Here is an 11,608-nt window from a genome sequence, read left to right as displayed (position 1 = left end):
CAAGGCTTGCTCGATAAATTTTTCAGATAAATTTGCCAAATTTAGGCGTTTTTACGCTTGCGAAATAGCAACCGAATTTGCAATGATACGTAAAATATACAAGCTGCAACAAAAACTACAAACATAAAATCAATACACATCTGCCAAAACAGCTCGCCGGGAGCTTTCAACACCCATTCGTATCCAGGTGAATTTCTCGGCTTACGATATCCGATATGATAACCCGTAAAATCCCTATTTATCAAAAAACCAGCCCACAAAATGCCGCAAAATGAAAGAAAAAATCCCACTACCGGATTTTCTTTTCTTGCTTGTTTCATCACGCGAGCTTTATTTTCTTTACTGCCGCACAGCAAGCAAGCCGCGACGAAACCGACAAGCGTGACGACCTTGATAATCCCCATATAAGCGATATAAAACGCAGCCTTTTGCGTAAAATCGGTGTGAGTAAAGGCTCGCTCTACTGCGGGATAAATTTTAAGCATAGCTTCCACAAAATCTCGCGCCAAAGAGGAGCGCGCCAGAATGTCAAAAGGCAATACGAAGATACCTAACGCGCAAATAAAATAAAAAGCGCAAAGTCCGAGCAAAACGAGTCCGAGCGTCTTGTTTTTGCCGTTTTGGTTTGCTTCTGTTTGCATTTTAATTTTCTTTAAATTTTGCCGAGCGGTTTTTGAAGTAAAATTTAAGACGTAAAGCTGGGCGAAATTTCATACGAAGCCTTAAATTTGAGGGTAAATTTAAGCCCGCGTTAAATTTAGCGGGCTTGAGGATTTATTTAATCAAAGCCTTGAAAGTATCAACCGCGTCAAGCTTTTCCCACGGATATTTGGCATTTCCGACTTGACCTTTGGCTGCTACTTTAGCGTATAAAAACGTATCCTTGCCTGGTTTATCCAGGCCGAATTTATTCGTGATCCAGCGCGGAGTGAGGGCGAAGTTTTCGCTAACGAAATTTGACAGCATATCGTCGTTTACGCCAGCGATCTGCGTACCCATCGTATCGACGCTCACAGAGGTAGGCTTTGCCATACCGATAGCGTAGCTTAGCTGGACGATGCATTTTTTAGCAAGGCCGGCCGCGACGATGTTTTTAGCTATCCAGCGCGCCGCGTAAAGACCGCTGCGATCGACTTTCGTGTAGTCCTTGCTGCTTTGCGCGCCGCCGCCTATCGGGCTATATCCGCCAAAGCTATCTACGATGAGCTTGCGACCCGTTAGCCCGCTGTCGTGAAGCGAGCTGTGATTTACATAGCGGCCGGTCGGGTTGATATAGATGAGCGTTTTACTTTTATCGTAAAGGCCTTTTGGTAAGCCCGCGTCGTCGATGAGAGTTTGCACTAGGGCGCGCAGCTCCTCTATCTTCATCGTCTCGACGCAAGGGGCCGAAACCACGATAGTGTGGATGCTTTGAGGTTTGCAGTTTTCAAAGTTATCCTTCGTGCCGTAGTCTACGGTAACCTGAGTTTTGATATCGACGCCCAGTTTATCGGGATTAGCTTTGGCAAATTTATAAACCTTATCGCAAAGCATCCTAGCGTAGGTTATGGCTGCTGGCATATATTCGTTCGCTTCGCAGCTAGCAAAGCCAAACATTATGCCTTGATCGCCTGCGCCTATCTCGCCGCCTTCTTGATCGACGCCTTGGTTTATATCCGAGCTTTGCTGATTTATGCAGACTTTTATCTCGACGTCGTCTGGGTGCAGGCACTGCTCTTTCGTGAATTTAGACTTACCGTCGTAGCCGATTTTTGCCAATGCGTTTTTAACGATCGCCTCGTAGTCTTTAAAACTTAGCTTAACCTTAGAGTTTATCTCGCCGCCTATTATAATGTTTTTACCCGCGACGAAAACTTCGCTAGCGACGCGGCCGTTTGGATCTTGCATTAAGATCGTATCTACGATACTGTCGGCGATGATGTCGGCGCATTTATCCGGGTGACCCGGGCTCACAACCTCTGAAGTAAATAAATACATGCTTTTCCTTTATGAAAATTAATCTCGCAATTGTAACATTTCATAATAAAATTCAAATTAATCTCGCTCAAAGCTTGTAAATTCCGCGTAAATTCGGCTATAATCCTAAACTAATATTAAATTTTAAGGCAAGGACACTAGAATGTTTAGCAAACTGGCAAAAAGGTTCGCCGACGGAAATTTGATCGTTCAAATTTTAATCGGCATAGCTCTAGGCGCCGTTATCGGCTTTTGGACGCACTATCAGGCGGCTCCTTATAACGAGCTAATCGCAAAAGGCGTGAGCGACGCAGCGCAATTAGCCGCAGCAAAAAAAGACCTAACCGACGTAGCAAATTCGGTCGCAAACTCTATCGCGGTCTTGGGAAATCTATTTGTCGGTGCGCTTAAAGCTATCGCGCCTATCCTGGTTTTTGTACTAGTTGCGACATCTATCATCGTAAAAGAATTCGGCCACGCAAAAGGCATGCAAAAGGTAGTTACGCTTTACCTAGTCGGCACGTTTTTGGCTGCCGTAGTTGCGGTCGTAGCAAGCTTTCTTTTCCCGATGGAGCTTGTGCTAAAAGGCGTCGAGAGCGCAAATATGAGCGCTCCACAGGGCATCGTCGACGTCTTAAAAGACCTCATCTTTAAGATGGTTCAAAACCCTATCACCGCGCTTTCTAGCGGCAACTACATCGGCATCATCACTTGGGCCGTAGGCGGCGGTATCGCGATGAGATTTTGCACGCAAGAAACCAAAAAAGTATTTCAAGACGTTAGCGACGGCGTGACTAAAATCGTTAGATTTATCATCCGCCTTGCGCCGTTTGGTATCTTTGGTCTAGTCACCATCAGCATCCACGAAACAGGCTTTGAGGCGCTTGCGGGCTACCTAAAACTAATCCTCGTTCTAGTAGGCGCGATGGCTTTCGTTTCCTTCGTCGTTTACCCTGCGATGGTGTTTGTAGTTACCAAGAAAAACCCTTATCCGCTAGTGATGACTTGCGTGAGAGAGAGTGCGGTTACGGCGTTTTTCACTCGTTCGTCGGCGGCAAATATCCCCGTAAATATGGCGCTTTGCAAAAAACTAGGTCTAAAAGAGGAGCTCTACTCGATCTCGATCCCTCTAGGAGCTACAATAAACATGGGCGGAGCGGCCGTAACCATCGGCATCTTGGCGCTTGCAGCGGTAAACTCTATCCCATCTATCACCGTTGATTTTGGCGACGCGTTACTGCTTTGCTTTATCTCGGCTCTTGGCGCTTGCGGAGCTTCTGGCGTCGCGGGCGGTTCGCTACTACTAGTGCCGCTTGCTTGCGCGCTATTTGGTATCGGTAACGACATCGCGATGCAGGTTGTTGGCGTAGGATTTATCATCGGCGTGATCCAAGACTCGGTAGAAACGGCCGTAAACAGCGCCTCTGACGTACTTTTCACCGCCGTAGCTTCAGAGACTATAGAGTAAATTTAAGGCCGCAAAATGAACGTTTGGGACTTGACCCCGCTTTTTAAAAACGAAAAAGAGCTCGAAATTTCGGCTCTTTCACTACAAAGCGAGTGCGAAAAATTTGAAGCAAAATACTCGGATAAGTTCTTAAATTTAAGCGACGAGGAGTTTTTTGCCGCGCTTAACGAATATGAAAATTTACTAGAAAACATCGCTCGCGTGCAAATTTACGTGAGCCTAGTTTTCTCAAAAGACACCTCAAAGGGCGCGTTTTACGCCAAATTTGACGAGCTAAGCTCAAAGGCGCAAAATCATCTGCTCTTTTTCGAGCTTAAATTTAACGAATTTGACGAAGCCAGGCAAAACAAAATCATCGCCAAAAGCGCGAAACTTGGCTACTATCTAGCCAATATCGCAAAAGAAAAAGCCCACCAGCTAAGCCTAAAAGAGGAGCAAATTTTACTCCGCACGGCAAACACGGGCGCGGAAGGCTTCTCGCGGCTTTTTGACGAGACGCTAAGCGCGCTTAAGTTTAAATTTAAGGGCAAAATGCTGGGCGAAGAGGAAATTTTATCCAAGCTTCACAGCCCAGACCGATCCGAGCGAAAAGCAGCCGCAAAGAGCCTATCAGACGGTCTAGCGCCGCAGCAGCATCTGCTTAGCTACATCTATAATATGATAAAAACCAGCCTAAAAACTGGCTGCGAGCTGCGGAAATTCGACCTACCCGAAAGCCCGCGGCATTTTTCAAACCAAACGACCAAAGCCAGCGTGGACGCGCTGATAAAGGCCGCCGAGACGAGCTTTGATCTACCGATTAAATTTTACGACAAAAAGCGCAAAATTTTAGGCTTTAAAAAGCTCTACGACTACGATAGATACGCGCCGCTTGAGCAGAGTAAGAGCGTTTATAAATTTGAAGAGTGCAAAAAAATCGTACTTGAGACTTTTTCTAAATTTAGCCCGAAATTCGGCGAGATAGCCGCTCGCGCGTTTAAAGAGGGCTGGATCGACGTTTATCCGGCCGAAAATAAACGAGGCGGCGCCTTTTCGCAATCAGGCGTCGCAAAAGCCCATCCTTACGTGCTTTTAAACCACACCGACGAGAGGCGGGATCTTTTTACGCTAGCGCACGAGCTAGGTCACGCCGCGCATCAATATCTAGCCTATGAAAGCGTCGGATTTCTAAACGCCGATACGCCGCTAACTACGGCGGAGACGGCATCGGTGTTTTGCGAGATGCTGGTTTTCGATCACGTCAAAAGTACGCTAAAAGGCAAAGAAAAAACCGCCCTACTCGCGGGCAAGATCGAGGATATCTTCGCCACGCTTTATCGCCAGATAAACTTCACGACCTTTGAGCGCCGAGTTCACGCGCACGAGGGCGAGATCAGCGCCGAGGAGCTAAATAAAATTTGGCTCGAAGAGAGCGCGAAAATGTTCGGTCAAAGCGTCGCGCTAAACGACTACTATAAAATTTGGTGGAGCTACATCCCGCACTTTATCCACACGCCGTTTTACTGCTACGCCTACTCCTACGCGCAGCTTTTGGTGCTGGCGATTTTCGGGCTTTATAAAAGCGGCAAATGCGAAAATTTCGTGCAAATTTACACCGAGTTTTTAAGCGCGGGCGGCTCGCGCTCGCCAAAAGAGCTGGTCGGGATGTTTGGTTTTGATATCGAGGACGCGGCGTTTTGGCAAATCGGCATAAACGAGGTTAGAAAGCTAGTGGAGGAGTTTTGCCAGGAAGCGTAGCGGGCGCAAATTTGACGCGTTTTGGGGAGTAAATTTAAAAGCGCGGATAAATTTGGCGAGCCTAACCGAGTCAAAGGCGACAAATTTGACGCTAAATTTTGCGTTTATTTGAAGCCAAATTCGGCGTGGCGACGGGTGACAAATTTGAGAAAAGGCACAAAAGGAGGTAAAATGCTTGATGAGATTTTAGACGACGAGAGATTTGCGGCTATGATGAAGGAGCACGTTTTTGAGTGCGTGGAGTATCTGCTAAAAAACGACCGCTCCTTTTCGGCGATGGCCAACCTTGATCTGGTTAAATTTAACCCCGAGCTGCCGGAGTATATTATGAGCACTTTTACGGCGCCCGTTATCGTCTTTACGCTTGCCGGCTACACTTTTAGCAGTGCCAAGCTAACTCCGGAGGAGCTGAGCTTCGAGGCGGGTTTTGGTAAGGAAAATTTCGCCAGCATCGTTAGCTTTCCGCTTGGAGCTATCGTGCAAATTTTGGTGGAAAACAGCCCGATTTTGGTAAATTTTTCCATTTACAAATCCCAAAAAAATCAGCTCGAAAAGTCGATGTCGGCACTAATGTCAAACCCGAATAATAAAGATTTATTTAAAAAGTGAGCAAACTTTTCCCCGTCGTTTTGCTCGCACTATTTTTTATCAGTTTATTTTAATACGCTTTTCCTTGATTTGAGCCGTGCGATATTAGTTTTGCAGGAGCAGACGGCTTTATAGCGCTTACTGCGCTTTGCGTTTGATTTTTGTCAGATACAGGCTTTATCTTAAATTTACTAAATTTGCTTAAGCAAAATATTATCCTATTTGTACCAGTTTTACCAACAACAATCCTTTTATTCCTTAATATAAAAAATTGATTTATAATTTTTAAGATAAACAACTAATTTTTAATCAAACTATAAACAAATATTTATTATCATTTCGCATTTAAGAGCAAATGAATATCAAAACTATCGTTAATAAGGACAAGAATGAATCATCTTAAATTTTCTCTTGCCGCTTTGCTTCTTTTGTCAAATTTAAATGCAAAAGAAGCCGAAGTCGAGCTAAAAGAAGTAACGGTTAGCGGCGAAGCAGGCGCTGAGAATGATCCGATGCAAAAAAAAGTCGGCCAAAGCGTAAAAAGCTCCAAAGAACTAACCAAAACGCAGGTTTCTGATAACAAAGACCTCGTGCGATACGAAACGGGCGTAACGACCGTAGAGGCTGGGCGTTTCGGTCAGAGCGGCTACGCGATAAGAGGCGTGGAGGAAAACCGCGTGGCTATCACCGTAGACGGGCTCCATCAGGCTCAAACGCTAAGCTCGCAGGGTTTTAAAGAGCTATTTGAAGGATACGGAAACTTTAACAACACCCGCAACGGCGTGGAATTTGAAACGCTAAAACAAGCCACTATTTCAAAAGGCGCAGACTCCGTTCGTACGGGCTCTGGCTCTCTGGGCGGCTCCGTGATGTTTGAAACCAAAGACGCAAGGGATCTTTTGCTAGATAAGGACTATTTTTACGGCTATAAGGGCGGCTACAATACCGCCGATAATCAAACCATGCACTCGCACACCCTAGCCGGTAGGTTTAAGTGGTTTGATATCCTAGCCGTACAAACTAAGCGCAGACACCACGAGACGGAAAACTACGGTTACAAGGGTTATGACGATAGCGTGCTAGGTAGAACCAGAGAAAAGGCCGACCCGTACTATATCAAAAAAACGAGCAGCCTCATCAAGCTAGGTTTCCAGCCTCACGAGGAGCATAGATTTACCTTTATGTCAGATACCTACAAAAACCGATCTCAAGGCAAAGACCTATCATACACGCTTACGCTTTCTAGCAACAGGGACGAGATCATAGATACCGGTCTAAGATACAACGACGATATGATGGATAGGAAAAATCGCGCTTTTGCCTATGAAAATTTTAGCGAAACTCCGTTGTGGGATACGATGAAATTTACATACTCCAACCAAAAAATCAAATCCCGCGCCAGAACCGAGGAACACTGCCAAGCAGGAGAAAACTGCGCTGAAATTTCAAATCCTATCGGACTTCAGGTTAAAAACAACAAGGTTGTCGATAAGTACGGCGGCGAAGTAACTTTACAAAGAACCCAAGAAGTAGATCCGCAGTACGGTGGGCTAATGTGGGTAAACAGACTCGTAGATAGCCAAGGAAACGTCCATGATCAGAATAAATTTAGCATCAATCAAAACGTAAGCAACACTTGGCTTGACTGCTCGGTATTTGACTGCTCTCAGCCAAATATCGACGTGCTAAAATACGACTACGCCACCGACCAGTACGTCAAATCAACCGTTCCACTAGATAAAAGCTATACCGACGCAAGCACGGGCAAGACCTTTAAACAAAGCTCGCAGAGCGGATACCTAATCACTCCATACGGCAAGGGCTACTTAAGCCGCGACTGGAAAGAGCGCGATCTGGACACGAACACCAAACAGTTTAACCTAGACTTTAACAAATACGCCAAAACGGGCGACGTAGAGCACGATATCGCATACGGACTAAGCTTTGCTAAAACCGAAAAATCCATGACAAATAAGCAAGGCTACGACACTACAAATAACCAGTGGTGGGCGCCTAAGACTCTAGGTACGGATTTTACCGGCACGCCGTATACGTGCGAAAACGCGCCGCTAACGCTACTTTACGCGCTTTGCCCTAGAACCGAGCCTCTCACGTCTTTTCTCATCCCGGTTAAAACAAAAGAAGGCGCGCTATACCTCAACGACGATATGCGCGTAAACGACTGGTTGGGGATAAATTTAGGCTACCGCTACGACAAGATAAAATATAAACCAAACTACGTCCCGGGCTCTACGCCTAAAATCCCGGACGATATGGTGCTAGGTCTTTTCGTGCCGTATAATCCTAGCCCAGAGCCAAAATGGTGGGACTATGCAGATAGAGACGAGTGGAAAATAGCCCACGACGCATGGAAACAAGAAGTGCCTAATAACGCGCTAGCAAATATAAAATACATCGCTCAAAATAAAAAATTTACCAACAGCTCCTATGCTATCGGAGCCGACATCGATCCGCTAGACTACTTTAGAGTACAGCTAAAATACTCCAAAGGCTTTAGAGCGCCGACCACGGACGAACTATATTTGGCGTTTAAGCATCCTGATTTTACCATCCAACCAAATCCGGATCTAAAACCTGAAATAGCTAAGACAAAAGAGCTTGCGTTGACGCTACACGAGGATAAAAGCTTTATAACCACTAGCTTTTTTGAGACCAAATACGATAACTTTATCGACCTAATATCTCTAGGCACCAAAAGCTACGCCACGGGCGGCGGCGGCAACACCATACCTTTTGCGCTATACGGCAACGTAAACCGCAGCAAAGCAACCGTACGCGGCTTTGAGATAAACTCTATGCTGCATTTTGGTCAAATTTCAGACTCGCTAGAGGGCTTTCACGCTAGCTACAAACTAACGCTGCAAAAAGGCAGAGTACAAACCGATAACGACGGTAAAGTGCCGATGAATGCCATACAGCCGACTACTGCGATCTACGGTCTAGGCTACGCGAGCCCGGCGGATAAATTCGGCGCCGACATCTATGTAACTAACGTCGCATCTAAAAAAGCAAAAGACACCTATAATATGTTCTGGCGTCTAGACACCGACCCGTACGGCAACCCGTACAATACAAACAGCCACTCTAAATGGCGAAGCAACGCCTACACCCTAGTGGACGTCGTAACTTACGTGCGCCCGATTAAAAATTTGACGTTTAGACTGGGCGTTTACAACCTAACCAACGAAAAATACATCACTTGGGACGCTGCGCGCTCTATCAGGCCTTTTGGTACTATGAACATGATCGATAGAACCACGGGACTAGGTATCAACCGCTTCTACTCGGCCGGTAGAAATTTCAGGCTAAACTGGGAATTTACGTTTTAAGCCGCATTCTTATTCGGACGGGCTCTCGCCCGTCTCCTTGCTTTTACTCTTAACTTATTTTTCGCTTTTAAAAAATGATAAATTTACAGTCAAATTTGACGGCCTAGTTTTTAAAATTTGAAATTATAAAAATCGCCAAACCGAGATTGCTCCCGATTTGGCTTTACGCGAGAGTATTTTAAATTTATGCGGCGCAAAGACCGATTTTGGTCAAATTTAGCGTCCGCGCTAAAGCGAATTAAAAATTAAAACTCGTCTTGATCTTTAGAAATTTATGTAGCGCTTCCTCGTTTTCTTTTAACGCGGCGGCATAAACCGAGCGAGTGAGCTTAAATTTAGAGATGTTTATCTCAAACAGCCTGCCGTTTTTTAGCTCGTTTTCGATCAAAAATCTCGGTAAAAACGCCACGTACGTATCGGCATGGTTTGACGCCAACGCGCGGCAGACCATTATCGAACCGTCTAGCGAATACGCCACGTCAAGCGCATGCGCGTCCACGCCGTGCTTATGCAAGATATCATCCAGATAAGTTCGCGTCCTATCTTTGATAAATTTAAACTTGATAAGCTCCTCAGGCTTCACGCTTTCGGCGATTTTTTTATTTGAAACCAAAATCAGCTCGTAGTCAAATAGCTTTTTAACGAGCAAGCTGCTATCAAGCGACTGCTCCAGGATGATTGCGATGTCGCTGCGGCGGTCTTTTAGGTAGTTTATGAGCTCGTTTTGCTCCTTTATCCTGATGTCTAGCTCGCTGCCTACGCTTTGCGAGATTTTATCCAGCAGTATCGAGATGACCGCCTCGGCGATGAGCTGCGTGGTGGCGATGACTAGCGGCACTTTATCGGTTTTTATGCGTGACAGCTCGTCTTTAAAGCGAAACATAGCGCTTTCAAACTGAGTACAGAGCTTGTAAAATTTCTCGCCCTCGTGAGTTAGGACGATGCCGTTTTTCTTACGCATTATTAGCGTTGTTTGCAGCATCTCCTCGAGCTTTTTCATCTGCAAAGTAACTGCGGGCTGCGAGATACCCAGCGCTCTTGAGGCTTTTGAGAAACTTCTTTCTTTCACTATCTCCATAAAGGTATAAAATTTACTAAAATCATTGATCATATCGGACTCCTTATTATTATATCAACTTATAAAATCATATTTTTAATATTGTATTGATTTATATCTGAAAACGCTCTTAATCAGACCCGAATTTAAATCAGCGGCGATTTTTAAGCTTATTTTGTTAGAATTTAATCATTTTAATAAATAAAGCAGGAAATTTAATGCCCGATTTACTAGACGAACTAAACGAAAGCCAGCGCGAGGCGGCCTCGCATACCGACGGAGCGATGCTGATTTTAGCCGGGGCCGGCAGCGGTAAAACCAAAACCATCACTACTCGCCTAGCCTATCTCATAAGCGAGCTAGGCATCCCGCCGTCAAATACCCTAACGCTAACCTTCACCAACAAAGCCGCAAGCGAGATGCGAACCCGCGCGCTAAATATGCTAGGCGCCGCCGGTAAAAATTTCACTCCGCTGCTTTGCACTTTTCACAAATTCGGGCTTTTGTTTTTGAAATTTTACATCGACCGCTTAAAGCGCAAAAACAACTTCGTCATCATCGATACCGACGATAAAAAGCGTATCTTAAAAGGCTTTGAGGGCGATATCGCAACCTCGGTGCTAGCCAGCGAGATCTCAAATTTTAAAAACTCGCTTTTAAGCGTAGAAGAGGTGCTAAATCACGGCGGCATGTTTGCAAACGGGCATAATTTCAAAGACGGCTACCACGCAAAGCTAGCAAACATCTACAAGCTTTACGAGGAGTATCTAGCGGCAAATAACCTCGTGGATTTTGACGACCTGCTCTGCCTTAGCTATAAAATTTTAGACGAGGACGAAGCTCTAGCGCGCGAGATCTCGCAGCGATACTCCTACGTGATGGTGGACGAGTATCAAGACACCAACGACTTGCAGTACAAGCTCCTGCGCAAACTCTGCCTAACGCACGAAAATATCGCGGTCGTGGGCGACGATGATCAGAGTATCTACGGCTGGCGCGGCGCAAAAATCGAAAATATATTAAATTTTAAAGATCAGTTTAAAGACGCCAAAGTCATAAGACTAGAGCAAAACTACCGCTCGACGAGTCAAATTTTACGCGCGGCAAACGAGCTCATCGATCACAACAGAAACCGCCTGGGCAAGGAGCTAAAAAGCACAAAAGAAGGCGGCGAGGACGTGGCGCTAATGGAATCAGACGACGAAACGATGGAGAGCCTAAAGGTAGCCAAACGCATCAAAAAGCTGCTTGATAGCGGCGCGCAGGCTAGCGATATCGCGATCTTGTACCGCATAAACGCCCTCTCCCGCTCGCTCGAAGAAGGCCTAACCAAGGAAAAAATCCCGTATAAAATGGTCGGCGGAGTTAAATTCTACGAGCGCACCGAGGTCAAAGACGTCATCAGCTACCTAAGGCTGGTCGCAAACGAAAACGACGACTTCTCGCTAAAGC

Annotated in this window: 8 protein-coding genes; 5 read left to right on the top strand and 3 right to left on the bottom strand. The window is 45.7% G+C overall.

Features of this window, described 5'->3' with window-relative positions:
• Positions 1-41 precede the first annotated feature (41 nt).
• The gene (locus Q0338_RS05550; RefSeq protein ID WP_298085892.1) at positions 42-641 is read right to left on the bottom strand and encodes a hypothetical protein; all 600 of its coding nucleotides are present in this window, start codon (positions 639-641) and stop codon (positions 42-44) included.
• 133 nt (positions 642-774) lie between these two features.
• Positions 775-1,977 carry a methionine adenosyltransferase gene (gene metK / locus Q0338_RS05545; protein ID WP_298085891.1) on the bottom strand — a complete coding sequence of 401 codons (1,203 nt, stop codon included), beginning with the start codon at positions 1,975-1,977 and terminating at the stop codon, positions 775-777.
• Between the two features lie 142 nt (positions 1,978-2,119).
• Here metK and sstT point away from each other — a divergent pair, with 142 nt between their 5' ends.
• The 4 genes from sstT (at position 2,120) to Q0338_RS05525 (ending at position 9,099) form a co-directional block, all read left to right on the top strand.
• A complete protein-coding gene (gene sstT, locus Q0338_RS05540; protein WP_298085890.1) occupies positions 2,120-3,424 on the top strand; it encodes a serine/threonine transporter SstT in 1,305 nt (434 codons plus the stop codon).
• Between the two features lie 15 nt (positions 3,425-3,439).
• Positions 3,440-5,161 carry a M3 family oligoendopeptidase gene (locus Q0338_RS05535; protein WP_298085889.1) on the top strand — a complete coding sequence of 574 codons (1,722 nt, stop codon included), beginning with the start codon at positions 3,440-3,442 and terminating at the stop codon, positions 5,159-5,161.
• Positions 5,162-5,332: 171 nt separating this feature from the next.
• The gene (locus tag Q0338_RS05530; RefSeq protein WP_298085888.1) at positions 5,333-5,770 is read left to right on the top strand and encodes a hypothetical protein; all 438 of its coding nucleotides are present in this window, start codon (positions 5,333-5,335) and stop codon (positions 5,768-5,770) included.
• A gap of 368 nt (positions 5,771-6,138) precedes the next feature.
• The gene (locus Q0338_RS05525) at positions 6,139-9,099 is read left to right on the top strand and encodes a TonB-dependent hemoglobin/transferrin/lactoferrin family receptor (protein WP_298085887.1); all 2,961 of its coding nucleotides are present in this window, start codon (positions 6,139-6,141) and stop codon (positions 9,097-9,099) included.
• 238 nt (positions 9,100-9,337) lie between these two features.
• Here the strand turns inward: Q0338_RS05525 and Q0338_RS05520 are convergent, their stop codons facing one another.
• Entirely contained in the window at positions 9,338-10,210 is an 873-nt protein-coding gene (locus Q0338_RS05520; RefSeq protein WP_298085886.1) for a LysR family transcriptional regulator, read from the bottom strand.
• Positions 10,211-10,374: 164 nt separating this feature from the next.
• Here Q0338_RS05520 and Q0338_RS05515 point away from each other — a divergent pair.
• The coding region (locus tag Q0338_RS05515; RefSeq protein ID WP_298085885.1) for a UvrD-helicase domain-containing protein at positions 10,375-11,608 on the top strand (1,234 nt) is incomplete at its 3' end.

Origin of the sequence: uncultured Campylobacter sp. (assembly GCF_938018145.1) — a bacterium.
In the GTDB taxonomy this organism is placed as follows: Bacteria; Campylobacterota; Campylobacteria; order Campylobacterales; family Campylobacteraceae; genus Campylobacter_A.
Note: the sequence above shows the minus strand (reverse complement) of the source record. Positions and strands in the feature narration are given on the sequence as shown.

What these genes read in the sequence shown, in the direction of transcription:
- Q0338_RS05550 (WP_298085892.1), bottom strand. Translation starts at nt 641, where the DNA reads ATGCAAACAGAAGCAAACCAAAACGGCAAAAACAAGACGCTCGGACTC.
- metK (WP_298085891.1), bottom strand. Translation starts at nt 1,977, where the DNA reads ATGTATTTATTTACTTCAGAGGTTGTGAGCCCGGGTCACCCGGATAAA.
- sstT (WP_298085890.1), top strand. Translation starts at nt 2,120, where the DNA reads ATGTTTAGCAAACTGGCAAAAAGGTTCGCCGACGGAAATTTGATCGTT.
- Q0338_RS05535 (WP_298085889.1), top strand. Translation starts at nt 3,440, where the DNA reads ATGAACGTTTGGGACTTGACCCCGCTTTTTAAAAACGAAAAAGAGCTC.
- Q0338_RS05530 (WP_298085888.1), top strand. Translation starts at nt 5,333, where the DNA reads ATGCTTGATGAGATTTTAGACGACGAGAGATTTGCGGCTATGATGAAG.
- Q0338_RS05525 (WP_298085887.1), top strand. Translation starts at nt 6,139, where the DNA reads ATGAATCATCTTAAATTTTCTCTTGCCGCTTTGCTTCTTTTGTCAAAT.
- Q0338_RS05520 (WP_298085886.1), bottom strand. Translation starts at nt 10,210, where the DNA reads ATGATCAATGATTTTAGTAAATTTTATACCTTTATGGAGATAGTGAAA.